We start from the raw sequence: 25,383 nt of genomic DNA, 5'->3' as shown, positions 1-25,383 counted from the left end.
CGGCCGGAGGGCGAGCGGGCGCCGACCAAAGGATGACGCCCGTGCCCGCCGGCGCGACCAAAGCCGCACCGCCCGCCTACACCGGTCGGTTCCGCCCCTCCCAGTACGGCTCCCGCAGCCGACGCTTGTAGAGCTTGCCGTTGGGGTCGCGGGGCATCTCGGTGATGAAGTCGACGCTCCTGGGCCGCTTGTACCCGGCGAGCCGGTGGGTGCAGTGGTCGAGGAGGTCGGCCGCCAGGGCGGTTCCGGGCCGGTGTCCGGGAGCCGGTTCGACGACCGCCTTGACCTCCTCGCCCCAGTCGTCGTGCGGGATGCCGAAGACGGCGGCGTCCGCGACGGCGGGGTGAGCGAGCAGGGCCGACTCGATCTCGGCCGGGTAGATGTTGACCCCGCCGGAGATGATCAGGTCGATCTTGCGGTCGCGCAGGAAGAGGTAGCCGTCCTCGTCGAGGTGGCCGAGGTCGCCGACGGTGAAGAAGTCGCCGATGCGGTTCTTGCGGGTCTTGGCCTCGTCCTTGTGGTACGAGAAGCCGCCGGTGTTCATCTTCATGTAGACGGTGCCGAGTTCGCCGGGCGGCAGCCGGTTGCCGTCGTCGTCGAAGACCGCGAGTTCGCTGATGGGCCAGGCCTTGCCGACGGTGCCGGGCTTCTTCAGCCAGTCCTCGGCGGTGGCGAAGGCGCCGCCGCCCTCACTGGCCGCGTAGTACTCCTCCACACAGGGGCCCCACCAGTCGAGCATGGCCCGTTTCACGTGGTCGGGGCAGGGCGCGGCGCCGTGGATGGCGTGCCGCATGGCGGAGACGTCGTAGCGGTCCTTCTCCTCGTCGGGCAGGGCCAGCAGGCGGTGGAACTGGGTGGGGACCATATGGGTGTGGGTGCAGCGGTGGCGGTCGATGAGGCGGAGCATCTCCTGGGGCGTCCACTTGTCCATCAGGACCAAGTGGTGGCCGATGTGCAGGGACGCGCCGGCAAACTGCAGGACGGCCGTGTGGTACAGCGGCGAGCACACCAGGTGCACGTTGCCGTCGAAGGGCCGGATGCCGAAGATGCCGAGGAATCCGCCGAGGTAGGCCTCCTCCGGCGGTTTGCCGGGCAGGGGGCGGCGGATGCCGCGGGGGCGGCCGGTGGTGCCCGAGGTGTAGTTCATGACCCAGCCGAGGGTGCGGTCGGCGGGCGCCGACTCGGGCTGTCCGTCGAGGAGTTCGGCGTGCGGCCGGAAGCCCTGGACCATGCCGACGGCGTACCGGTGGGTGGCCGGGAGGCCGGCCTCGTCGGCGGCGTGGCGTGCCGCGTCGGCGAAGCGCTCGTGGGCGAGGAGGACCCGGGCTCCGGAGTCGGAGACGATCCACGCGATCTCCGGTCCGACCAGGTGGTGGTTGACCGGGACGAGGTAGAACCCGGCCTGGCTGGCGGCCAGATAGGCGGTGAGGAACTCGACGCCGTTGGGCAGGACCACGGCGAAGGTGTCGCCGCGTTCGAGTCCGGCCGCGCGCAGGCCGTGCACGAGCCGGTTGGCGGCGGCGTGCAGGCGCCCGGCGGTCCACTCCTCGCCGTCGGGCGCGACGAGCACGGTGCGGCCGGGGTCCTGTGTGGCCTGGGCCCAGAAGCCCACTGCGGGTGTGCTCACGATTGGCCGCTCCTTCCGGCGATGCGGTTGACGCGGTCCACGGCCTGTTCGAAGCCGCGGGTGAGGTCGTCGAAGACGGCCTGGACGCTGCGTTCGCTGTTCATCCGGCCGACGATCTGCCCGACCGGGGTGCCGAGCAGCGGTTCGACCTCGTGCTTCTGGATGCGCGAGACGGCCTCGGCGACGAGCAGGCCCTGCAACGGCATGGGCAGGGTGCCGGGCCCGTCCGGGTCGTCCCAGGCGTCGGTCCACTCCGTGCGCAGTTGGCGTGCGGGTTTGCCGGTCAGGGCGCGGGAGCGGACGGTGTCTCCGGAGCCGGCCGCGAGCAGTTTGCGGGTCAGGGCGGGCGAGTGGAGGTCCGCTTCTGTGGTGGTCAGCCATATGGAGCCCAGCCACACACCTTGAGCGCCGAGAGTGAGTGCGGCAGCCGCCTGTTGTCCGCTGCCGATGCCGCCGGCGGCCAGCACGGGCAGTGGGGCGACGGCGTCGACGACCTCGGGGGTGAGCACCATGGAGGCGATCTCGCCGGTGTGGCCGCCGGCCTCGTAGCCCTGCGCCACGACGATGTCGATCCCGGCGGCCTTGTGCTTGAGCGCGTGCCGGGCGCTGCCCGCGAGCGCGGCGACGAGCACGTCCTGGTCATGGGCGCGTGCGATGACGTCGGCGGGCGGGGAGCCGAGGGCGTTGGCCAGGAGCCTGATCGGGTAGTCGAAGGCGACGTCGAGCTGGCTGCGGGCGACCTGCTCCATCCAGCCGGTGATGCGCCAGCCGGACGCCTCGCCCTCGGCGAGCTCGGGCACGCCGTGCTTGGCGAGGGTGTCCTGGACGAACTGCCGGTGCCCTTCGGGGATCATCGCCTCGACATCGGCTTCCGTCAGTGCTCGGTTGTCCGGCGCCTCGGCCTTCTTCGCCGGCATCACGACGTCCAGGCCGTACGGCCGGCCGTCCACGTGCGCCTCGATCCAGTCCAGGTCGCGTTTGAGCTCGTCGGGGGCGGTGTAGCGAACCGCGCCGAGCACGCCGAAGCCGCCGGCCCGGCTGATGGCCGCGGCGACGGCGGGGAACGGCGTGAAGCCGAAGACGGCGTGCTCGACTCCCAGTTTCTGGCTCAGCTCCGTCTGCATGGGCGCAGGATGCCGGAGTCCTCCGGAGGACGGAAGGGTTTTCCTGATGCTCCGTCAGATTTAGTAGGTCGGATTCAAGGGGGGTCGTCGGTTCATGCGCGCCGTCTATTTGTGGAGGCGTGCGGCGGACATACTTCATGGGACATGCGAGGCGGTTGAGGCGAAGGGGCGTGCGCGATGACCGACAGACCGGCTAGCGGTGAACTGACCCGACGTCAACTGGGCAGAGCAGGCCTGGCCCTGGGTGGCGCACTCGCCCTCGCCCCGCTGCCCGCGGGCCCCGCCGAAGCCGCCCCGGCGGCGACCGGCCGACGCCCCACCCTGCGCCACGGCTCCGCCGCTCGCGCCGGCCTGCTCTCCTCGCACCTTCGCCGGCTCGTCACCGACGCGGAGGCCTTCCTCGGCCCCTCCCCCACGCACCCCTGGTACGCGGGAGCCGTCCTGCTCGCCGGACGCGGCGGCACCGTCGCCCTGCACCGGCCCCTCGGCACGGCGGTGCGCTACCGGGCCTACGACGAGAAGACCGACACCGGTGTGGAGTTCCCGCCGGACGAGCAGATCCCCATGGCCGAGGACACCGTCTTCGACCTGGCGTCGGTGTCGAAGCTGTTCACCTCGATCCTCGCCGTGCAGCAGATCGAGCGGGGCAAGCTGGAGCTGGAGGCGAAGGTCGCCTCGTACCTGCCGGACTTCGCACGCGCGGGCAAGCAGGATGTCACGATCCGTCAGCTCCTCACGCACACCTCGGGTTTCCGCGCCTGGATCCCGCTGTACAGCGCGCCGACGTACGAGGAGAAGCTCGAGCTCATCTGGAACGAGAAGCCGGTGAGCGCGCCGGGCACGGCGTATCTGTACTCGGACCTGAACCTCGTCTCGCTCCAGCTCGTGCTGGAAGGGATCACGGGCCGCTCCCTGGACACCCTCCTGCGGGAGGAGATCACCGCACCGCTCGGCATGCGCCGCACCCGCTACAACCCGCCCGCCTCCTGGCGGCCGAGGATCGCGGCCACGGAGGACGCACGCCCTCCGTGGTCCGGCCTGGACCGGGGCCTGGTGTGGGGCGAGGTGCACGACGAGAACGCCTTCAGCCTGGGCGGGGTCGCGGGGCACGCGGGTGTGTTCTCCGACGCGTGGGACCTCGCGGTCCTCGGCCGTACGCTGCTCAACGGCGGTTGCTACGGGCGGGAGCGGATCCTGACGCCGGAGTCGGTGGAGCTGATGTTCACCGACTTCAACACCGCCTTCCCGGGCGACGAGCACGGCCTGGGCTTCGAGCTCTACCAGCACTGGTACATGGGCGCGATGGCCACGCCGCGCACCGCCGGGCACACCGGCTTCACGGGAACCTCGCTGGTACTCGACCCGACGACCGACTCCTTCCTCGTCGTGCTCGGCAACTCCGTGCACCCGGTGCGCGGTTGGCGTTCCGGGTCGGCCCCTCGGGTCGCCGCCGCGAACAACCTGGCACGGGCCGTTGCGGTCCGGCCGGTGCGGGGACGCAGCGCCTGGTTCTCCGGGATGGCGGTCTCCACGACGGCGACGCTCGCTCTCCCCGCGCTCGACACGTCCGCCGGCGGGGCTCGGCTGCGCTGCGCGCTGTGGTGGGACACCGAGCCGAAAGCCGACGTCCTGGTCCTGGAGGCCACGACCGACGGCGGCACGACCTGGCAGCCGGTGCCCTTCACGACGTCCCGCCGGGGCGAGGACCCCAGGGAGCATCCGTCGGGCTCGGTCACCGGCTGGTCCGGCCGCGTCTGGCACCGGCTCACCGCCGACGTACCCGCCGCGCGGGAGCTCGCCCTGCGCTGGCGGTACGCGACGGACCGGCTGTATGTCGGGCGCGGGGTCTACGTGGACGGGCTGCGGGTCGGGACGGCTGGCGGCGTCCTGTTCGACGAGACGCGCCCGGCGGACGGGGCGCGCCTGCAGGCGGTGGGGTGGACGCCGTCGGCGGACTGAGGGGTCACCAGGGTTCCTTCTCCAGTACCGCCATCGCCGCGTTGTGCCCGGGGACCCCGCTCACTCCGCCGCCGCGCACCGCTCCGGCGCCGCACAGCAGCACGTTGGCGTGGCCGGTCTCCACACCCCAGCGGCCGGTGCCGTCCTGGGCGTAGGGCCAGCTCAGCTCGCGGTGGAAGATGTTGCCGCCGGGCAGGCCGAGGTCCCGCTCCAGGTCGAGCGGGGTCCTGGCCTCGATGCAGGGCCGCCCGTCCGCGTCGGTGGCCAGACAGTCGGCGAGCGGCTCGGCCAGGTGGGCATCGAGCTGGGCGAGGGTCGACTTCAGCAGATCCTCGCGTACGGCGTCGTTGTCCCGCTCGAACAGGCGGGCCGGGGTGTGCAGCCCGAAGAGGGTGAGCGTCTGGTAGCCCTGCTCGGCCAGGTCGGGGCCGAGGATGGTCGGGTCGGTGAGCGAGTGGCAGTAGATCTCGGAGGGCGGCGCCGCGGGCAGGTCACCGGCGGCGGCCTGGGCGTGCGCGGTGGCCAGTTGGCCGTAGCCCTCGGCGATGTGGAAGGTGCCGGCGAACGCCTCGCGCGGGTCGACGGCGCTGTCCCGCAGCCTCGGCAGCCGCTTGAGCAGCATGTTCACCTTCAGTTGCGCGCCCTCGGCGGGAGCCGGGGGTGTGTCGCCGGTCAGTTCCGCCAGGGCCTGCGGGGAGGCGTTCACCAGGACGTGCCGGGCGGCGACGGTGCCCTCGCTCTGGGCCGTCCGGTAGGTGACCTCGGCCGTACGGCCGTCCATGGCGATGCGCAGCGCCTCGTGGCCGGTGGCGAGGACGGCGCCCGCGGCGCGTGCCGCGTCGGCCAGTGCGTCGGTGAGGGCGCCCATGCCGCCGACCGGCACGTCCCAGTCGCCGGTGCCGCCGCCGATCACGTGGTAGAGGAAGCAGCGGTTCTGCTTCAGCGAGGGGTCGTGGGCGTCGGCGAACGTGCCGATGAGCGCGTCGGTGAGGACCACGCCCCGCACCAGGTCGTCCGCGAAACGCTCTTCGACGGCGACCCCGATCGGCTCCTCGAACAGCGTCCGCCAGGCCTGCTCGTCGTCGAGGCGGTCGCGGAGTTCCTGCCGTGTGGGCAGCGGCTCGGTGAGGGTCGGGAAGACCCGCTGGGCGACGCGGCCGGTCATGCCGTAGAACTCCTGCCAGGCCCGGTACTCGCGGTCCGAGCCGGTGAGCCGGGCGAAGGCCTCCCTGGTCCGCCGTTCGCCGCCGCCGACGAGGAGCCCGGTGGGCCGGCCGTCGCGCTCGGCGGGCGTGTAGGAGGAGACGGTGCGGGTGCGGACGCGGAAGTCCAGGCCGAGGTCCCGGACGATCTTCTTGGGCAGCAGGCTGACCAGATACGAGTACCGGGACAGCCGGGCGTCGACCCCGGCGAACGGCCGGGTGGACACCGCCGCGCCGCCGGTGTGATCCAGTTGCTCCAGGACCAGCACGGAGCGGCCGGCCCGGGCCAGGTAGGCGGCGGCGACCAGGCCGTTGTGGCCACCGCCGACGATGACGGCGTCGTACGTCCGGTGTGCGCGGGGTCCCTCGGGTGCGGTCATGGTTCTTCGTAACACGGCATGATCCGGGTCGGCCAGATGACGGCGACCGGGCCCCTTGGTGGAGACGTCGAGGCGGGCGGACGGGCTCTTCTGCCGTCCAAAACGGACGGCAGGCCCTTCGGCCGTGGGCGTCGGGGCGGGCGGCGGGCACTGCGGCCGTCGGCGTCGGGGCGGGCGGCGGGCACTGCGGCGCAGGCATCGAGGCGAGCGGCAGGCCCATCGAGCGTGGGCATCGATCTGGGCAGCGGGCTCTGCGGCGCAGACGTCGATCCGGGCAGCAGGCCCTTCGACCGTCGGCATCGGGGCGGGCGGCGGGCACCGCGGTGCAGGCGCCGAGGCGAGCGGCAAGCCCATCGACCGTGGGCATCAAGCGGCCGACCGGCCTATGCGACCGCCGGCATCGATCCCGGCGACGGGCACTGCGATGCGGGCGCCAGTCCTTCCGACCGTCGGCATCAAGCGGCCGACCGGCCTCTGCGACCGCCGGCCGGCATCGATCCCGGCGGCGGGCACTGCGATGCGGGCGCCGAGGCGGGCGCCAGTCCTTCCGACCGTCGGCATCGAGCGGCCGGCCGACCTCTGCGACCGTCGGCTTCGACCGGGCGACGGGCCCTGTGGTGCAGGCGTCGAGGTATCCCGCCTGCCCGCCCGGCAGCCGGTGCCCGGGCGGGCTGCCTTCAGCCGCGCACAGGCGGTCCCCGGCCTCCCGGGCTGCCCGGCCTGGTTCCGTCGCGTGTCACCGCCCGGCCGATGCCCGCTGCTCCCGTAGGGCCGCCACCTGGCGGTAGAGCGCCACGGCTTCGGCGCCGCGGCCGAGCTGCTGCAGGCAGTGCGCCTCGTCGTTGCGGCTGGCGAGGGTGTCGGGGTGGTCCGCGCCGAGGACGCGTTCGCGGGCGGCGGCCACGCGCCGGTACTCGGTGAGCGCGTCGGCCCAGCGGGCCAGCCAGCCCAGGCCGACGGCGACCTCGCGGAGGCTGACCAGGGTGTCCGGATGGTCCGGGCCGAGGACCCGCTCGCGGACGGCGCCGACGTCCCGGGACTCGGCGAGGGCCTCCTCCCAGCGGCCCAGCCGTCCGAGGTTGACGCAGCGGCCGTGGCGGGCGCGCAAGGTCTCGGGGTGGGTGGGGCCCTGGACGCGGGTGCGGTCCTCGGCCAGGTCGCGGTAGAGGTCCAGGGCCTCCGCGCTGCGGCCGAGGCGGCCCAGGCTGATGCCGATCTCGTGCCGGGCGGCGAGCGTGTCGGGGTGGTCGGCACCGAGGGCCCGGGCACGGGCCGCGGCGACCTCACGGTAGGTCTCCAGGGCTTCGGCCCAGCGCCCCAACTGGCCGAGGGCGTATGCGACTTCGTAGCGGGTGACGAGGGAGTCGGGGTGGTCCGGGCCGAGCACCCGGGCCCGGGCGGCGGCCACCTCGCGGGCCATGCGGTAGGAGTCCTCGAGGCGGCCCAGGCGGCTGAGGTTGAAGGCGAGGTTGTGCCGGCAGCGCAGGGTGTCGGGGTGGTCGGGCCCCATGGTGCGCTCCCGGGCGGTGAGCACCGAGGTGTACACCCGGTGGGCGTCGAAGGGGCGGCCCAACTGGCCGAGCACGTAGGCCATTTCCTGGCGGGCGGCGAGCGTGTCGGGGTGGTCGGCGCCGTGGCTGCGGATCCTGGCCTCGGTGACGTGCTTGTACTCGCGCAGGGCGTCCTGGGCGCGGCCGGTGCGGCTGAGGGTGAAGGCGACCTCGTAGCGGCTGGCGAGGGTGTCGGGGTGGTCGGGGCCGAGGAGGTGCTCGCGTTCGGCGGCGACCGCCCGGTGCACCTCCCCCGCTTCCGCCCAGCGGCCGAGCCGGCCGAGGCTCAGGCCCGCGTTGTGCCGGCCGGCCAGTGCGGTCAGGACGTCGGGGGACGGGGTGGGCCGTTCCTCGGGGACGGGTTCCTCGACGGGGCCGGCGGCGGGCCGGGCGATCCATTCGCCGGAGAGCCCGGCGGCCGGATCCGGCGGTGTGGTGCGCAGCCCGGCGCCGGCCGCTTTGTGACCGGTGGTCATGCCGTGGGTCCAGGACGGCAGCCGGCCCGCTCCCGCCAGCGCGTCGGGCGCGTGACGGGCCGCCGGCATGGTCGGCACATACGCCGGCGCGGCCCGGTGCATGCTGATCCGGCGGGCCAGCTCGCGGGCGTCGTCGGGTCTGTGCCCGGGTTCCTTGGCCAGCAGGTCCAGGACGACGCGTTCCAGGTACTCGGGCAGTTCGCGGCGGTGTTCGCGCAGCGGCCGGGGCGGGGTGTCGCGGTGGCCGACGAGGATCGCCCAGGGGTCGTCGAGGTCGAACGGCGGTACGCCGGTGGCGATCTCGTAGAGCACGCACCCGAACGAGTACAGGTCGCTGCGCTGGTCGACCTCGGTGCCGCTGATCTGCTCCGGGGACATGTAGTGCGGGGTACCCATGGCGATGCCGGTGCCGGTCAGCCGGGACGTGAAGCCGATGTCGTGGCCGAGCCGGGCTATGCCGAAGTCGCAGATCTTCACCGTGCCGTCGCCGAGCCGCACGATGTTGGCGGGTTTCAGGTCTCGGTGGACGATGTTCTGTTCGTGGCAGTACGCGAGAGCGGCGGCGACCTGCTCGGCGATCTCCACGACATCGGCGACCGGCAGTGGATGCTGCTTGTTGTCCTCCAGGAGCTGGCTGAGATTGCGGCCGTCCAGCAGCTCCATGACGAGGTAGAGGACGCCGTCGGACTCGCCGAAGTCGTGCACGACCGTGATGCCGCGGTGCTGGAGCGCGGCGGCCACCCGGGCCTCACGCCGGAACCGCTCCCGCAGTACGCGGGTGAAGGCGTGGTCGTGGTTGGGGCCCAGCGGTTTGAGGCACTTGACGGCGACGTGCCGGCCCAGGGACTCGTCCCGTGCCCGCCACACCTCGCCCATGCCGCCGCGCCCGATCAGATCGAGCAGCCGGTATCGGCCGTGGATGAGCCTGGTCTCCCCCATGTCGCGCGACGCTCCCCCCGGTAGCTGTTCGCTCGCTCCTCCCACTGGCTCACTCAGTATGGCGGCCTATCGTCCGAGTTTGTACGGTGCCGGGCGCGCGTCGGGGCCGAGCCTCGCCATGGCGCGCAGGATGTGTTTGGGCGGGAGTTGCCACCGCAGACGTGCGGGAACCCGGCGCAACAGGAGACCGGCGAGGCGCAGTTGCCGGGCGGCGGTGGCGGGTGCGGGGGCCGGTCTGCCGTACAGCTCGTGGGCGTACGGCGGCAGAGAGGCGTACGCCAGTTGTGCCACGCGCCGCCACAGCACCTCGCGCACCGGTACCAGGAGCGGGTGCGTCGGCGGGTGGAGGAGGAAGTCGTCCACTTCGCGTGCCTCGGGTCCGGCGGCCAGGTCCGGGCGCACCTTCTCGAAGTAGGCGGCCAGCTCGGCCCGGTCGGCCGGTACGGCGCCCGGTTCGAGTCCCACCAGGCGTGCGCTCTGCCGGTGTTCGGTGATGTAGCGGTCGGCCTCGGCGTCGGTGATCCGGAACCCGGATCTGCGCAGCACGTCGAGATAGGAGTCGATCTCGGCGCAGTGGACCCACAGGAGCAGGTCGGGTTCGTCGACGCCGTAGCGCTCGCCGGTGTCCGGGTCGGTCGCCGTCAGCATGCGGTGGATCTTCCGGACGCGGGCGCCCGCCCGCTCGGCGGCCTCGGTGGTGCCGTACGTCGTGGTGCCGACAAAGTTCGCGGTGCGCATCAGCCGGCCCCAGGCGTCCCGGCGGAAGTCGGAGTTCTGCATGACGCCCCGTACGGCGCGCGGGTGCAGGGCCTGGAGGTAGAGCGCCCGGATGCCGGCGATCCACATCATCGGGTCGCCGTGCATCTGCCAGGTCACCGAATCAGGAGTGAACAGCCCCGGGTCCTCGCCGGTCATGGACTCACCTCCGCCCGGCGCCCACGATGACACAGCTCGAACAACAGGGCGATACCGCGAGAACACCCGCAGGATCGTCCAGTCGTTGAGATTTCACCCACCCGGTTAAAGGTTTGGTAAGGCTCCCCTTATAAGCTGACGGCGCCGATCAAGCCTTCACCGGGCCGCAGCGGCATGCCCGGCCCCCCGCACGACAGGACTCGACATGCGCACCACCTCCCGCGGCCTCATAGCGGCGCTCGCTCTCACCCCTCTGCTGGCCGGCTGCTTCGCACCGAGCGACGGCGGCGACGGCGCGGGCGCCGGAGCCGGATCGGGTGGTCGGCTGCGGGTCGCGCTGGCCGTGCCACCGGTGCAGGCGCTGTCCCCGTACAGCAACGACGCCACCGTGATGAGCAAGCTGTCCGTCGCCGAGGGCCTCACCGCCCTCGACAAGAACGGCACGGCCAAGCCCGCGCTGGCGAAGTCCTGGAAGCAGGACGGCGACACCACCTGGACCTTCGAACTGCGCAAGGCCACGTTCCAGGACGGCACCGAACTCACCGCCCAGTCCGTCGTCGACGCACTCGACCACGCGGGCCGCGCCGAGCCCAAGCCCCGCGTCCTGAGCGACGTGGCCCTCACCGCCAAGGCCGAGGACGCCGACACCGTCAGCCTCACCACCAAGTCGCCCGACCCGGTGCTGCCGCTGCGGCTGGCCAGCCCCGCGCTGGCGATCCTGTCGGCGAAGGCGTACGCGAAGGACGGCGCCGTCAGCCCGGTCGGCACCGGCACCGGCCCGTTCGAGATCACCCGGCTGAGCGGCAAGGCGAAGGCGACGCTCACGCGCTTCGACGGCTACTGGGGCGGCAAGGCGAAGGCGCCGGGCATCGACGTGAGCTGGATCGCGGACGGCACGGCCCGTGCCAACGCCCTGCGCGGTGGGGAGGCGGACATCGCCGAGTGGATTCCCACCGCCCAGGCGAAGCTGCTCGCCGAGGGCACCCGGCACGAGGTGCCCTCGGTGCGCACCGACAGCCTGATCCTCAACACCGGCAGCGGCCTGTTCCCCGACGCCGGGCTGCGCGCCGCCGCTCGCGAGGCCGTCGACGGCTCCGCGCTGGTCGACTCCGTCTTCGGCGGCTACGCCGACCCCGCCGAGGGCCTGTTCGGGCCCGCCGTCCCCTGGGCCGCCGACCGGCGTGTGAAGGTGACCGGCCGCGCCGAGGCCGCGACCACCGCCCAGGTGAAGTCCAAGACCAAGGGCAGGACCCTGCGCCTGGCCACCTACACCAACCGGGCCGAGCTTCCGGAGGCCGCGACCGTGCTCCAGCAGCAGTTGGAGAAGGCCGGGTTCACGGTGAAGCAGGACGTGCGCGAGTACACGCAGATGGAGGCCGACCTCCTCGCGGGGAAGTACGACGCCCTGGTCTTCTCCCGGGTGACGCTCCTCGACACCGGTGACGCGGTCGACTACCTCGCCAGCGACTTCACCAGCGAGGGCGTCTACAACATCCCCGGCCTGAAGGACGCCGACGTGGACAAGGCCATCCGGGCCGCTGCCGCCGAGCGCGACACGGAGCGCCGCCAGGAGAAGATCATGAAGGCGGAGGCGGAGATCCTGCGCACCGACGCCGTGCTGCCGCTGGTCCACGAGCAGGCGGTGCAGGGCATCGCGGCCGGTGTCGAGGGCGTGATCCTCGACCCGCGCGAGCGCTCTCTCGTCGACGTCGACACGCGCGTCAAGTAGCCCGCATGAGCGTCGCCCACGCCCCGGCCGCCCGCCTGTCCCTCTGGCCGGCGGCGGCCGGCCGTGTGCTCTCCGGAGTCGCGTTGCTCGGGGCCGTGGCTCTGCTGCCGTGGCTGACCGGCGCGGACCCGGCCCGCACGGTACTGCGGGCCCGCTCCGCCGACCAGAACCCGACACCGGCCGAACTGGCCGTCGTACGGGAGCAGTTGGGTCTGGACGAAGGACCGCTCGCGCATCTCGCGCACTGGCTGGGCGGCCTGCCGCGCGGGGACGCGGGCGTCTCGTGGGTGTCCGGAGAAGCCGTCATGCCGCAGGTGGGGACCGCCCTTTCGGTGTCTCTGACGCTGATGCTGGGCGCGTTCGTGGTCACCGCCGCGGTGGCCGCGCTGGTGTGCGCCCGGACGGTGTTCCTGGGCTCCCGGCGCCGGCTGCGGCAGGACCGTGCGGGTACGGCGGCCGCCGTGCTGGCCGCGCTGCCGAAGTTCCTGCTCGCCTCGGTGCTGGCCACCGTGTGTGGGGTGTGGTGGGGGTGGTTCCCGTCCAGCGGCTGGGAGGGGCCGCAGTCGATGGTGCTGCCCTCGCTCGCCCTCGGCATCCCGTCGGGCGCGATGCTGGGCGGGCTGCTCGACCAGGCGCTGCCCGCCGCCTTCCATGAACCGTGGGCGCGCACGGCGTACGCCGTGGGCCTCCCGCCCGGCCACATCGCCCGCGCCGCGCTGCGCCGCACCCTGCCGGGCATGCTGCCGCAGTTGCTGCCGACCGTCGTGGCCCTGGTCGGCGGTGCGGTCGCAGTGGAGAAGATCTTCAACATCCCCGGGCTCGGCCGGCTCGCTCTGGAGGCCGCCGTCGCGCAGGACCTCCCGGTGCTGCAGACCGCGACCCTGGCCCTGGTCCTGCTCGGCGTGAGCGCCGGCGTCCTGATCCGGGCCCTGCGCCACGCGCTCCTCGGCCGTCCCCTGCGCGACGGCGCCCTGCCAGCGCTGCACCGGCCCCCGCTCGCCCCGCCGCGCTCCCTGCGCCGGCTCACCGCGGTCTGCGCACTGGCCCTGCTCGCCCTGGTCACGGCGGGCCTCCTGCGCGACCCCTTGCAGGTCGACACGGCGGCGCGGCTGCTGTCCCCGTCCCTCGAACACCCCCTGGGCACCGACGCTTTGGGCCGGGATCTGCTGGCCCGGCTGGGCCACGGGGCGGTGCGCACGGCTGGGGTCGCCCTCGCCGTGACCACGGTCAGCGCCGTCACCGGACTCCTGCTGGGCATGGCACCGCGGGCGAGCGCGGGTCCGACGGAGGTCGTGTCGACACTGCCCGCCGTCCTCGCGGGGCTGCTGATCGCGGGCGTGACCGGACCGTCGGTGTGGGGCGCGGCCTGCGCTGTCTGCGCGGTCGGCTGGAGTCCCTACGCCGCCCAGACCGCCGCACTGCTCGAACAGGAACGCGCGAGCGGACACATCGCCGCGTCCGTAGCGCTCGGGGCGGGGCGGCTGCATCTGCTGCGCCGCCATCTGCTCCCCGCGGTGGTGCCGGCCCTGCTGCGCAACGCCCTGCTCCGGCTGCCCACCAGCGTCCTGGTCCTCGCCTCGCTCGGCTTCCTCGGCCTCGGCCAACAGCCGCCCGCCCCCGAGTGGGGCCGACTGCTGTCGGAGAACCAGCCGTACGCCGAACTGGCCCCCTGGACCGTGCTGGGTCCGGCCGCCGCGCTGGTGGTGCTCTCCGTGCTGGCGGTGACGGGCAGCGTGCTGGGACGCGAGAAGGGCGAGTAGCAGGCGCCCCGCCCGTGGTGTCCGCCGGCCGGGGCGTCTGCTCGCCACTTTCAGGCGGGGTGTGTCTCGTCGACCACGTACCCGCGCCGCTTGTCGACGACGTTGCGGAGCGGACGGCCTTCGATGTGGCGGGTCAGGTTGTCGAGGAACACCTCGACGAGCGCCTCCCGCTCGCCGGTGGTCTCACCTGCCGTGTGCGGGGAGACCATCACGCCGGGCATGTCCCACAGGGGCGACCGGGCCGGCAGAGGCTCCTGGCCGAAGACGTCCAGGGCGGCGCCGGCGAGCCGGCCGGTGGCGAGGTGGTCGATGAGCGCCTCCTCGTCGACGAGTCCGCCCCGGCCGACATTGACCAGCCGCGCCCCCGGCTTCATCGCGGCCAGCGCGGACGCGTCGACCATGCCCCGCGTGTCCTTGGTGAGGGGCGCGGCCAGGACGACGTAGTCCGCCTCGGACAGGGCGGAGGGCAGAGTGGTCGGACCGTGGACCGTGCCGAAGTCGGGGTCGACGGTACGCGCCTTGCGGCCGGCGCCGCAGACCTTCATCCCGACAGCGCGCAACAGCCGGGCGATGGCGCGCCCGATGGGTCCCGTTCCCCAGACCAACGCGGTGCGTCCGGTGATGCCGTCGCTGGGACGCGGACGCCACTCGCGGCGTTGCTGGTGCTCCCAGGTTCCGGGGAAGTCCTTGGCGAGGGCGAGGATCAGTCCGAGTACGTACTCGGCGGTCGGCTGGTCGTAGACGCCGCGGGCGTTGGTGAGGATGACGCCCGGGTCTTCGACGAGGGCGGGGAAGAGGAAGGAGTCGACACCCGCGGAGGCCGCGTGGACCCAGCGGGGCGCCTTGTCGGGGTTGTCGGGCCAGGCTTCGCGGATGGCGGGGGTGATGGTGACCCAGGCCAGGAGGACGTCCGCGCCGGGGAGGAGGTAGGGCAGTTCCTCTTCGGTCGCGTAGACCGTGTCGGCGAGCCGCTCGATGAGTGCTGTGGCCGGTGGCCGGTTGCCCCGGTAGAGGACGACGAGACGGTCGGGCATGTCAGGCTCCGGTCGGTACGGCGATGTACTTGTACTCGAGGAACTCGTCGATGCCGACGCGTCCGCCTTCGCGTCCGAGGCCGGACTGCTTGACGCCGCCGAAGGGGGCGGCGGGGTTGGATACGAGGCCGGTGTTGAGGCCGATCATGCCGCTTTCGAGGCGTTCGCCGACGCGCAGGGCGCGGTCGAGGTTCTGGGTGAACAGGTAGGCGGCCAGGCCGAATTCGGTGTCGTTGGCGGCGGCGACGGCCTCGTCCTCTTCGGTGAAGGTGACGATGGCGGCGACCGGGCCGAAGATCTCGGTGTCGATGATCGCGGACTCGGCGGGGACATCGGCAAGGACGGTGGGAGGGTAGAAGCAGCCGGGTCCGTCCGGGAGTTCGCCTCCTGTGAGCACCTTCGCTCCGCGCTTGACGGCATCGCGTACCAGGTCATGGGCCTTGCTACGGCCGGCGTTGTCGATGAGGGGACCTACGTGAACGCCCGCTTCGGTGCCGGGACCGACCTTGAGGGCGGCCATGCGGGAGGCGAGACGAGTGGCGAACTCCTCGGCGAGGGAGGTGTGGACGTAGATGCGGTTGGCGGCGCAGCAAGATTCGCCCATGTTGCGCATCTTGGCGACCATGGTGCCGTCGACGGCGGTGTCGAGGTCGGCGTCGTCGAAGACGATGAGAGGTGCGTTGCCGCCCAGTTCCATGGAGGTGCGCACCACGGTGTCCGCGCACTGGGCCAGGAGGATGCGGCCGACCTGGGTGGAGCCGGTGAAAGAGAGTTTGCGGATCTGCCCGCCGCGCAACAGGGGTTCGACGACGCCGGCCGCGTCGGTGGTGGTGACGATGTTGAGGACGCCGTCCGGCAGGCCTGCTTCGGTGAGGATCGAGGCAAGGGCGAGGCTGGTCAGCGGGGTCTGCGGGGCGGGCTTGAGGACGATGGTGCAGCCGGCGGCAAGGGCGGGGCCGATCTTGCGGGTACCCATGGCCAGGGGGAAGTTCCAGGGGGTGATGAGCAGGCAGGGGCCGACGGGCCGGCGGGTGACCAGCAGGCGGTTCCTGCCGTCGGGGGCGGTGGTCATACCGCCGTCGATACGGACGGCCTCCTCGGAGAACCAGCGGAAGAACTCGGCGCCGTAGGCGACTTCGGCACGTGCCTCGGTCAGGGGCTTGCCCATCTCCAGGGTCATCAGCAGGGCGAGGTCCTCGGTGCGCGCGATGATGATGTCGTAGGCGCGGCGCAGGATCTCGCTGCGCACGCGGGGCGGGGTGGCGGCCCAGGCGGTCTGCGCGGCGACTGCCGTCGCGACGGCCCGCCGGCCGTCGGCGGGAGAGGCGTCTGCGACCCGGCACAGTTCCTCACCGGTGGCGGGGTTGTCGACGGACAGGGTCCGGCCGGACTCCGCGTCCTGCCAGCGACCGCCGATGAACAGCTGCTTGGGAACATCACGGACGACAGTCATCTTGGGTGTCTCCTTGTACGGGTAGAGGTGCTGCCGACCGGTCAGCGGATACGGTCCAGCGTCTTGTAATAGGCGCCCGCGAAGGGCAGGAACCAGGCGGTGCCGTTGTAGAGGGGGATGCGGGGCGGGGCCAGATCGCGGACCGGGCTGACCTGGGGCCGGCCGTCCATCACCTCGGCCATGACCTGCCCCATGTGCGTGGCCATCTGCACGCCGTGGCCCGCGTATCCCATGGAGTAGTGCACGCCCTCCTCGGTCTGTCCGGCGTGCACGATGCGGTCCATCGCGAAGCCGACGGAGCCGCCCCACACGTACTCGACCTTCGTCCGCGTCAGTTGGGGGAAGATCTCGCACATCTCACGGAACAGAACGGCCCCGCTCTTCTTGTCCGAGGTGGGGTCGGACGGTGCGAAGCGGGCACGGCCGCCGAACAACAGCCGGTTGTCCGGGGTGAGCCGGAAGTAGTGGCAGACCTTGTTGGAATCGACGATGAGGCGGGCCTTCGGGATGATGTCCCGGGCGAGTTCCTCGCCGAGCGGCTCGGTCACGATGATGAAGCTGCCCAGGCAGACCTGCCGGCGGCGCAGCCACGGGAAGTTCTTGTCGGTGTAGGCGTCGGTGGCCAGCATGACCTGCCCGGCGCGGACCACACCGCGCTCGGTGCTGACCTCGAAACGGCCCGCGGCGATACGCCGCACGCCGATGGCGGCGTTGCGCTCATGGATCTCGACACCGGTGCGCTCGCACGCCTCGGCCATGCCGCGCACGAAGCGGCCGACGTGCAGCGCGGCGCTGAACGGGTCGAGCAGACCGCCGTGGTAGGCGTCGGATCCGATCTCGGAGCTCAGCTCGGACTTGCCGATCAGTGTGGTCTCGTGTCCGAAGTACTCGGCCAGGTCGCGCTGTTGGGCCTTCTTGCTCTCGAAGTGCGCAGGGCGGGACGCGACGCCCAGGCGTCCTACGCGGCGGAACTGACAGTCGATGGATTCCTCGTTCACGAGCCGCTCTACGGTGTCCACGGCCTCGCCGTAGGAATGGTAGATCTCGCGGGCCCGTTCGAGTCCGTACCGGCGGATGGCCTGGCGTACGCCGATGGTGAAGCCCAGGTTCGCCATGCCGCCGTTGCGCGCGGAGGCCCCGGAGCCGATCTGGCCCTTCTCGACCAGGGTGACACGGGCGCCCTTGCGGGCCGAGTGGAGGGCGGTCGATAGCCCCGTCAGGCCGGCGCCGATGACCACCAGGTCGGTGTCCTCGGTCAGTGGCTTGCCGGACCGGTCGGGGAAGACCCCGGCGGTCTCCATCCAGTACGGGATCGTCTTCATTTCGGGTCTCCTGCGGGGTGGTTCAGGCGAGGGGTTCGACGGGGAGGACGTTCTGGCCGGTGCGGTGGCCGCCGAGTTTGCGGACGAGGGCGACCAGGGCGAGGGCGAGGATGGCCAGGGCGATCAGGACGGCGCTGACGGCGGTGACGGTCGGGTCGACGTCGAACTGCAGGGCGTTGAAGACCAGGACCGGCAGGGTGCGGGTGTCGGGGGTGGAGAGGAACTGGGCGATGAAGAACTCGTCGAAGCTGGTGATGAACGAGAACACGGCGGCGGCGATCAGGCCGGGGGTGGCCAGGGGGAAGGTGATGCGCCGGGCGATGGTGATACGGCTGGCGCCCATGCTGGCGGCGGCGTCCTCGAGGCGTTCGTCGATGCCCCGCAGGGTGGAGATCATGATGAGGATGGCCACGGGTGCGGCGAGCACGGTGTGCCCCAGGGCGATCGCCAGGGGGCTGCCGAGCATGCCGGCCGGTTCGAAGAACAGGAACAGGCCGAGCGCGATGACCACCTGGGGGATGAGCATGGGGGCCAGGACCAGGCCGTAGACCGCCGCGTGCAGCGGGAGGCGTCCGCGGGCCAGTGCGGTGGCGGCGGTGACTCCCAGGATCAGGGAGAACACGGTGGTCAGCGCGGCCACGAGGCTGGACAGGGCGATGGAGGTGGCCCAGTTGCCGCCGGGCGCGGCCATCTGCTCGTACCAGCGGGTGCTGTACTCGTCGGGCGGGAAGGTGCCGATGCCGTCGGCGCCGAAGGAGGTGACCAGGATGATGACGATGGGCATCGCCAGGAACAGCAGGATGGCGGTGGCGCTCAGGGCGCGGCCGATGTGTCCGGCCCGGGTAGGAGGCAGTTCCATCATGAGCTGCTCCTTCGTGCGTGCGCCCTGGTGCGGCGGAGCTTGGCCAGGCCGAGGACGCCCAGGCCGGTGAAGGTGAGCAGGAGCAGGATGACGCCGAAGGCGGCAGCGGAGTTCCACTGGTCCTGCTTCATCACCTGCTGGTCGATCAGCGCCGCGACGACGGTCTGCTCGTCGCCGCCCATCAGGGCCGGGGTGATGTAGTAGCCCAGGCAGAGGATGAAGCTGAGGAGGCCCGCGGTGCCGATACCGGGCGCCACGAGCGGCAGGTAGACACGGCGGAAGATCGTCAACCGGCTCGCTCCGAAGCCTGCCGCCGCGGCCAGGAGCCGACCGTCGACGCCCCGCATCGCGCTCTGCAGCACCAGGACTGTGTACGGGAGCATGACGGAGGTGGTGCCGATGACGACGCCGGTCTCGTTGTACAGCAGCGAATACGGTGCGCCGGGAGCGTGTACGGAGGTCAACAGGGTGTTGATGAGGCCGTGTTCACCGAGCATGATGATCCACCCGTAGGTACGGACCAGGGCGCTGATGAAGTGCGGCACGACCACGATCAGCATGGCCAGGGCGGCGAGAACGGGCCGCATCCGGGCTATGGCATGCGCCAGGACGAAACCCACCAGGAGACTCAGCACCGCGGTCTCGGCGGAGATCCGCAGGGTGGAGACCAGCACGGACAGGTTCACGCCGGTGAGGGCGTCGGTGTACCAGTGGAGGGTGAAGCCTCCGCTGTCGCCCTCCAGGCTGAGGGAGAGCACGCCGATGATCGGGTAGACGAACAGCACCAGCAGGAACACCGTGACGGGGACGGCGTTGACCAGGGCGATCCGTGAGCGGTGTCCGCGTTTCGCGGACGTTTTCACACGCACCTTCGTAGGCGCGACAGCGGTGCCTACCACGGCTCACCCCCCGTCCGACGCGTCGAAGACACTGACGTCGTCCCGGTCGGCGGTGACACAGACCCGCTCGCCCGTGCGCGGCGGTACGGCGGCCGTCTCGATGCGCAGCGGCGGCGTCCCGGGATCCGCACCGTCCAGACGGACCGTGATCCGCGTGAGCGAACCGACGTAGACGGCCGTCTCGACCGTGCCGGTACAGCAGCCCTCCTCGGCGCTGACCAGGCGGAGCTTGCCCGGCCGCACCGCGGCCCGCACCCGCTGCCCGGGCACGCAGGCGTGCGCACGGGCGGTGAGGACGCCGCCGGTGTCCAGCCGCACCTGCGTACAGCCGTCTCCCCCACCGTCCTCGACCTTGCCGGTGAGGAAGTTGGCCGCGCCGAGGAAGTCGGCGACGAACGGGGTGCGGGGGCGTTCGAACAGGCCGCGGGGGGTGTCGAACTGCTCGATGCGGCCGTCCTTCATGATGGCGATCCGGTCCGACAGGACCAGCGCTTCCTCCTGGTCGTGCGTGACGTAGATGACGGTCAGGCCGAGTTCGCGCTGGATGGTCTTGATCTCGGTCTGCATCTGGTCACGCAGCTTCTTGTCCAGCGCGCCCAGCGGTTCGTCCATCAGGACGATGGGCGGGCGGTAGACCAGCACCCGGCACAGGGCGACCCGCTGCTGCTGGCCGCCGGACAGTTCACGGGGCTTGCGGCCGGCGAACTTCGACAAGCCCGCCGCCTCCAGGGTCTCGCCCACACGGCGGCGGATCTCCGCCTTGGGCACTCCGCGCAGTTGGAGGGGGAAAGCGACGTTCTCCGCGACGGTCATGTGCGGGAAGAGCAGGTACTGCTGGAAGACGAAACCGAAGTCGCGCTTTCCGGGGTTGAGTTCGGTGATGTCCCGGCCGTCGACGGTGATGCTGCCGGAGTCGGGCTCGGTGAACCCGGCGATCATCATCAGCGTGGTCGTCTTCCCGGAGCCCGAGGCTCCGAGGAAGGTGACGAACTCACCCGCCGCGATCTCCATGTCCACACCGTCGACCACCGTCGTCCCGCTGTAGGACTTGCGCAGGCCCGTCACGGACAACGACTTGCCGGTCAGCGAGTTGGGCCCCGGGGCGAGGGCCGAGGCGAGAAGTGTGCTCCGCTCAGGCATCGGCCCACTCCCGCCAGCGCTTGGTGACCGCCTCCAGGTTCTTGTCCCACCAGGCCACATCGGTGTCGAACCCGGTCTTCAGGTTCCGGGGCGAGGTCGGAAGCGTGGCCAGGACATCGTCCGAGAGCAGCTTGGTGGCAGCGGGGACGACCGGGCCCTGCGGGAAGAGCTTGGCGAACGCCGCCTGCACCTCGGGACGCAGGGAGAAGTCGATCAGCTTGTAGGCCGCGTCCGTGTTGCCCGCGCCCTTCGGGATGCCCCAGCCGTTGGTGAGCCGCCGGGCGCCGTTCCACTGGTAGGCGACCGGCTGGCCCTGCTTGATCAGCTCGTCCGCGCGGCCGCTCCACAGGCTGGTCATGACGACCTCCTTGCGGCCCAGCAGCACCGCCGGAAGAGCGCCGGTGTTCCAGAACTTCTTCACATCGCCGCGGATCCGCGACATCGAGGCGAACGCCCGGTCCACGTCCAGCGGGTACAGCTTGTCCAACGGCACACCGTCGGCCAGCAGCGCGAACTCCAGCTCCGGGTAGTCCGCGTCAACACTCTGCAACGAGCGCTGACCGGCGAAGGAGTGGGTGTTCCAGAAGTCGGCCCAGCTCTTCGGTGCGCGCTTCAGACTGTCCGTGCGGTAGGCCATCAGGCTCGCCCAGACGTTCTTGCCGACCGCGTGCTCCGGCAACTGGTGCTCCGCGATGCCGGCACCCTTGACGCTCTTCAGCCGGTCGTGGTCCACCGCTTCCAGACAGTCCAGGCGGGCCATCTTCTGGAAGATCAGCAAGGTGTTGTCCATCAGGTCGACCTGCGGCCGGCCCTGCTTGACCTGGGCGATGACCTGCGCCGACTGGTAATTGACCGTGGTGACCGTGATGCCGGTCTCCTTCGCGAACGGCTCGTAGATCGCCTTCGTCAGAACGTCGTTGTAGGCGCCACCGCTGTTGCTGACGACCAGCCGCTTCTTTCCGCCGCCACTCGACGAGCTGCGGCTTCCGCCGGAACCCATGAGAGTGCCGCATCCGGTCACTGCCGTGGCAGCGGCCAGAGCGCCTGCGGCGCGGAGTACGGTTCTGCGTCCTGTCCGGTTGTCTTCCATGGCAGAGGCCTCCTGGAGATCGCTGGGGGTGGGGAGTTCAGATGCCGAGCATGCGGTTGAGCTCGTCCAGGGACTTCACCGGCACGTAGTCGTAGCCGTGGGTCACGGGGTCGTAGCCGCGGTCCAGGAGGATCAGGTTGCGGAAGCCCATGTCGTGCATCGGCATCAGGTCGTAGCGGGTGTGCGAGGAGACGTGCACGAAGTCCTCGGGGGACGCGTCGAGCTGGTCGAGCATGTACTCGAACGCGGCGTAGCGGGGCTTGTAGTAGCCGGCCTGCTCCGCGGTGTAGACCGCGTGGAAGTCCGCCCCGAGCCGGGGCACGCTCTCCTCGAGGAAGGAGTCGTCGGCGTTGGAGAAGATCACCAGCTTGTAGTGCTCGCCCATCTTCTTCAGCGGCTCCGGCACGTCGGCGTGGGGTCCCCAGCTGCGCACGCCGTCGGCGAACCGCTTGCCCGCGTCCGGGGCCGCCTTCAGACCCCACTTGCGGCAGACGCGCTCGAAGGAGTCCTGGAGCACCTGCTCGTAGGAGTAGTACTGGCCGCGGACCTGGTCATAGCGGTAACCGCGGAACTCCCGCACGAACTGGTCCCACTGCGCGGCGGGGATCTGGTCGCCGACGAGCTCCCGCGTGATGGGGGTGATCGGGTACTCGATCAACGTGCCGTAACAGTCGAACGAGACGTACTTCGGACGGAACGAGGGTTCGCTCATGGGAGAGCTCCAATTCTTTGCTGCAGGAACAGGGCGTGGTTCAGTATTTGTCATTACTTTTCCGGCACAGCTGTGACGGACTTCCCCATGGCGTGGGCGAGGTGACTTCAGGTCAGACGGCCCCGGCTCCGGCCGGCGCCAGGAAGCCGACGGGATGGTCCGTGGTGCCGTCGAGGGCCAGGTCGGCGGCGATCTCGCCCATCGCGGGCGAGAGCTTGAAGCCGCTTCCGGAGAATCCGGCCATGACGATGATGTCGTCCTCGCCGGGGAGATGACCGACGAGCGGGTTTCCGGACGCGGTGTAGCCCTCCATGTAGACCGACAGCCTGATGGGGTCGGGATTCAGGTCGGGCATCAGCTCGCCGATGAGCTCGCGGAAGGTGGCGAGTTCCTCCGGACGGACCGTGCGGTCGAGAAGTTCGGGGTCGGGTACGGGCATATAGCGTGCGAGAGAGAGGCCCAGCTTGACGGAGATGCCGTCAGGCGACGGAAGTCCGTAGCAGTCATGGGGTGTGCTGCGTACGAAGGCGGGGGCGCCGCCGGCGAACCAGTCGTGGCGGGTGGGGAGGTGCCAGGAGCTGATCAGCCGGCGGACGTCGACCGTCCGCGGAAGGTCCGGGAGCAGGGTGTTGATCCAGGGGCCCACGGTCACCACAGCGGTGTCCACGTGGTCCGTGCCCTGATCCGTGACGATGTGCACCCCGCCGCCTGCCGCGGGCGCGATCTCCCGCACCGGGGTATAGCGGTGCAGCCGGGCGCCCAGTTGCTCGGCGCGGGTGGCGGCGACCTGGACCGACGCCTCGGGCCTGATGATGGCGCCCATCCGGTCGAGCACGGCGGTGTGCCCGTCCGGGAGGCGGTGCTGCGGGTAGCGGCGGGCGAGTTCCTCCCCGTCCAGTACCTCGTGATCCAGCCTGTGGGTGGAGCTGGCGGCGAGCAGGAGGCCCATGGAGGGCGAAGCGGTCTCCCCCATCACCAGGCATCCGCTGCGGCGCCGCAGCGAGAAGCCCGTCTCGCGCTGGAGCCGGTCCCACATCCGGTCGGCGAGCCGCAGCAGCGGAATGTACCCGGGATCACCGAGGTGCACGGCGCGGAAGATGCGGGTCTCGCCCCCGGCCGCGCCGCGGTCGTGGCCCGGCGCGTAGCGGTCGTAACCGATGACGTCGGCCCCACGGGCGGCCAGTCGCCACATGGCCTGGCTGCCCATGCTGCCGGCACCGATCACGGCGACGCGCTTCGGACTACGCATGAGGTCGCTCCTTTCGCCGGGTGTGGCCTGTGTGGCACTCGCGGCCCCAGCAGCGAGCGGACACCGTGCGGACGCTTCCGGTCCGTGCCCCGCTGGGGATGGCGTTCACTTTCGACCCGGGCGAATGCCCAGGTCAACCCACACTCTGTTCCACCTTGGGAGCTTCTCGAGACGGTCTGTCACGGCGGATGGGCACGCTTCGGAAAGTGCTGTCTCCCTCTTGTCACGGTGCTGGGCCGGTGCGAAGGTGACCCCCGGCCCCTCGGACGAAAGCACCCCCAATGCCACCCAGACGTCCCGCAACCGGGCACTTCCTCACCATCACGGAGGTTCTGCGCCTGCCCGTGCTCAGCGAAGGGATGCCGCGCGTCCTGGCCGGTGAGTCGCAGCTCAGCCGTTCGGTGCGCTGGGTGCACGTCACCGAACTGCTGAATCCCGCCGACTTCCTCGAGGGCGGCGAGCTGGTCCTGACGACCGGCATGCCGTATCCCGAGGACGCCGGCGAGCTGCGTGATTACGTCGACCAGCTCGCCGATGTCGGTGCGGCCGGCCTGATCGTGGAACTCGGCCACCGGTACCGGAAGGTGCCCGACGAGCTGGTGGCGGCCTGCCGTGCCCGCGAGATGCCGCTGGTCGAGCTGGCCCGTGGCGTCCGGTTCATCGACGTCACGCAGACGGTGCACGCGCTCATCCTCGACGCCCAGGGGGCACTGCTGCGCCGCGGGAGGGACATCCAGGACATCTTCACCGCCCTGACACTGCGGGGCGCGGGTCCCGAGGAACTCGTGCACACCACTGCCGAGCTCACCGGAGCTCCCGTGGTGCTGGAGGACCTCACCCACCGGGCCCTGGTGTGCGAACTGCTCGGCCGACCGTACGAGCCGGTGGTGTCGGCCTGGTCCCGGCGTTCCCGGGCCGCGCCGACTCTGGACAAGATCGCGCCGAGCGGCCCGGAAGGGTGGCTGATCGCGCCGGTGCAGGACAACCACGGGCTGTGGGGGCGACTGGTCCTGCTGGACTCCCGGCTGAGCGCGGAGCCCGACCCGGAACACGTCCTGGTCCTGGAGCGCGCCGCGGTCGCGCTGACCATGGCGCGCCTGGCCGGGCCGGCCTGGTGGGAGCGCCGGGCCCACCGCTCGGTGCTGCGGGACCTGTACGAACGGCGTTTCCGCTCCCCCGCGGACGCCCGTGCCCGCGCCGAGGCCCTGGGACTCCCGGCCTTCGGGCATCGCCTCTTCGCCGTGGTCATCCGGCACACGCGCACCGGCACCGAGGGCGAGCACCTCGACGAACGGATCGCGAAGGCGCTGGCGCAGACCGGCATCCGGGCCCTGGTCGGCGAGACGGCCCCGGGCCGCATCGGCGTACTCCTCGCACTGGCGCAGGCCAGCGCCTGGCAGCCGGTCGCCGAGCGGATCGGCCGGATCGCCCGCGAGGCGCTCGGCCCGAAGGCCGTCGTCGCCGTCGGCCCCGGAGTGACCGACCTCTCCGGGATCGCCCGGTCGTGGCAGGAGGCCGAGCAGACGGCCGAGGCCATCACGCCTGTCTCACCCGACCGATGGTTCTACGTCCCCGCCGATATCGAACTGCCCGAACTCCTGGGCGTGCTACGGGAGGACACCCGCCTCCAGCGGTACGCGGAACGGCAGCTGACCCGGCTCATCGAGCACGACGACCGCAACAGCGGTGATCTGCTCCCGGCACTGCGCGCCTATCTGGCGGCAGCCGGGAACAAGTCGGTCGCGGCGAAGCGGGCCGGTATGTCCCGGCAGGCGTACTACCAGCGCCTCCACACCATCGAACGGCTCCTCGGCTGCGACCTGGAATCTGGACTGCAGCGCACGTCCCTGCACGTCGCGGTGCTGGTCATGGACGCGGGAGACACAGCGGTTCCCGGCCCGTGACGGGCGTGTCGGGCCGTGTCGACGGAGAGCTGCCGCCCGTGGCACGGGTCGCGGTGG

The 25,383-nt window shown here is 71.4% G+C and carries 18 protein-coding genes; 4 read left to right on the top strand and 14 right to left on the bottom strand.

Features of this window, described 5'->3' with window-relative positions:
- Window positions 1–76: 76 nt before the first annotated feature.
- Window positions 77–1,630, bottom strand: coding sequence for an acyl-CoA synthetase (locus ACFTZL_RS02705; RefSeq protein WP_382577369.1), 1,554 nt, complete (start codon window positions 1,628–1,630; stop codon window positions 77–79).
- A complete protein-coding gene (locus ACFTZL_RS02700) occupies window positions 1,624–2,751 on the bottom strand; it encodes a nitronate monooxygenase (protein ID WP_382577352.1) in 1,128 nt (375 codons plus the stop codon). Before ACFTZL_RS02700 ends, ACFTZL_RS02705 begins: the two co-directional genes overlap by 7 nt.
- 177 nt (window positions 2,752–2,928) lie before the next feature.
- Here ACFTZL_RS02700 and ACFTZL_RS02695 point away from each other — a divergent pair, with 177 nt between their 5' ends.
- Window positions 2,929–4,710 (top strand): serine hydrolase, encoded by a 1,782-nt coding sequence (locus ACFTZL_RS02695; protein WP_382577350.1) that lies wholly within the window; start codon window positions 2,929–2,931, stop codon window positions 4,708–4,710.
- A gap of 4 nt (window positions 4,711–4,714) precedes the next feature.
- Here the strand turns inward: ACFTZL_RS02695 and ACFTZL_RS02690 are convergent, their stop codons facing one another.
- From ACFTZL_RS02690 to ACFTZL_RS02680, 3 genes are all read right to left on the bottom strand, one after another.
- Window positions 4,715–6,292 carry a phytoene desaturase family protein gene (locus ACFTZL_RS02690; protein WP_382577347.1) on the bottom strand — a complete coding sequence of 526 codons (1,578 nt, stop codon included), beginning with the start codon at window positions 6,290–6,292 and terminating at the stop codon, window positions 4,715–4,717.
- 736 nt (window positions 6,293–7,028) lie between these two features.
- Window positions 7,029–9,257: a tetratricopeptide repeat protein gene (locus ACFTZL_RS02685; RefSeq protein WP_382577345.1), complete on the bottom strand. Its 2,229-nt coding sequence runs from the start codon at window positions 9,255–9,257 to the stop codon at window positions 7,029–7,031.
- 66 nt (window positions 9,258–9,323) lie between these two features.
- The gene (locus ACFTZL_RS02680; protein WP_382577342.1) at window positions 9,324–10,172 is read right to left on the bottom strand and encodes an oxygenase MpaB family protein; all 849 of its coding nucleotides are present in this window, start codon (window positions 10,170–10,172) and stop codon (window positions 9,324–9,326) included.
- Window positions 10,173–10,377: 205 nt separating this feature from the next.
- Between ACFTZL_RS02680 and ACFTZL_RS02675 the strand changes: the two genes are divergently transcribed.
- The gene (locus tag ACFTZL_RS02675; protein ID WP_382577340.1) at window positions 10,378–11,901 is read left to right on the top strand and encodes an ABC transporter substrate-binding protein; all 1,524 of its coding nucleotides are present in this window, start codon (window positions 10,378–10,380) and stop codon (window positions 11,899–11,901) included.
- Between the two features lie 5 nt (window positions 11,902–11,906).
- Complete coding sequence (locus ACFTZL_RS02670; protein WP_382577339.1) at window positions 11,907–13,661, top strand: ABC transporter permease subunit; 1,755 nt, start codon at window positions 11,907–11,909, stop codon at window positions 13,659–13,661.
- A 50-nt stretch (window positions 13,662–13,711) separates the two neighbouring features.
- On the opposite strand, the gene ACFTZL_RS02665 is transcribed toward ACFTZL_RS02670, so the two are convergent.
- From ACFTZL_RS02665 to solA, 9 genes are all read right to left on the bottom strand, one after another.
- Window positions 13,712–14,695 (bottom strand): D-2-hydroxyacid dehydrogenase, encoded by a 984-nt coding sequence (locus ACFTZL_RS02665; protein ID WP_382577338.1) that lies wholly within the window; start codon window positions 14,693–14,695, stop codon window positions 13,712–13,714.
- Between the two features lies 1 nt (window position 14,696).
- Window positions 14,697–16,148: an NAD-dependent succinate-semialdehyde dehydrogenase gene (locus ACFTZL_RS02660; RefSeq protein WP_382577336.1), complete on the bottom strand. Its 1,452-nt coding sequence runs from the start codon at window positions 16,146–16,148 to the stop codon at window positions 14,697–14,699.
- A 41-nt stretch (window positions 16,149–16,189) separates the two neighbouring features.
- Window positions 16,190–17,470 (bottom strand): NAD(P)/FAD-dependent oxidoreductase, encoded by a 1,281-nt coding sequence (locus tag ACFTZL_RS02655; protein WP_382577334.1) that lies wholly within the window; start codon window positions 17,468–17,470, stop codon window positions 16,190–16,192.
- Between the two features lie 22 nt (window positions 17,471–17,492).
- On the bottom strand, window positions 17,493–18,332 hold the full coding sequence (locus ACFTZL_RS02650; RefSeq protein ID WP_382577331.1) for an ABC transporter permease: 840 nt from the start codon (window positions 18,330–18,332) through the stop codon (window positions 17,493–17,495).
- On the bottom strand, window positions 18,329–19,195 hold the full coding sequence (locus tag ACFTZL_RS02645) for an ABC transporter permease (protein WP_382577329.1): 867 nt from the start codon (window positions 19,193–19,195) through the stop codon (window positions 18,329–18,331). Before ACFTZL_RS02645 ends, ACFTZL_RS02650 begins: the two co-directional genes overlap by 4 nt.
- A gap of 39 nt (window positions 19,196–19,234) precedes the next feature.
- Complete coding sequence (locus ACFTZL_RS02640) at window positions 19,235–20,371, bottom strand: ABC transporter ATP-binding protein (RefSeq protein WP_382577327.1); 1,137 nt, start codon at window positions 20,369–20,371, stop codon at window positions 19,235–19,237.
- On the bottom strand, window positions 20,364–21,461 hold the full coding sequence (locus ACFTZL_RS02635; protein ID WP_382577324.1) for an extracellular solute-binding protein: 1,098 nt from the start codon (window positions 21,459–21,461) through the stop codon (window positions 20,364–20,366). Before ACFTZL_RS02635 ends, ACFTZL_RS02640 begins: the two co-directional genes overlap by 8 nt.
- Window positions 21,462–21,498: 37 nt before the next feature.
- A complete protein-coding gene (locus ACFTZL_RS02630; RefSeq protein ID WP_382577321.1) occupies window positions 21,499–22,173 on the bottom strand; it encodes a haloacid dehalogenase type II in 675 nt (224 codons plus the stop codon).
- A gap of 112 nt (window positions 22,174–22,285) precedes the next feature.
- On the bottom strand, window positions 22,286–23,422 hold the full coding sequence (solA, locus tag ACFTZL_RS02625; RefSeq protein WP_382577318.1) for an N-methyl-L-tryptophan oxidase: 1,137 nt from the start codon (window positions 23,420–23,422) through the stop codon (window positions 22,286–22,288).
- Window positions 23,423–23,703: 281 nt separating this feature from the next.
- Here solA and ACFTZL_RS02620 point away from each other — a divergent pair, with 281 nt between their 5' ends.
- Window positions 23,704–25,326 carry a PucR family transcriptional regulator gene (locus ACFTZL_RS02620; protein WP_382577315.1) on the top strand — a complete coding sequence of 541 codons (1,623 nt, stop codon included), beginning with the start codon at window positions 23,704–23,706 and terminating at the stop codon, window positions 25,324–25,326.
- Window positions 25,327–25,383: the final 57 nt, after the last annotated feature.

The organism is Streptomyces sp. NPDC056948, from assembly GCF_042674225.1.
Lineage (GTDB): Bacteria > Actinomycetota > Actinomycetes > Streptomycetales > Streptomycetaceae > Streptomyces > Streptomyces purpurascens.
Note: the sequence above shows the minus strand (reverse complement) of the source record. Positions and strands in the feature narration are given on the sequence as shown.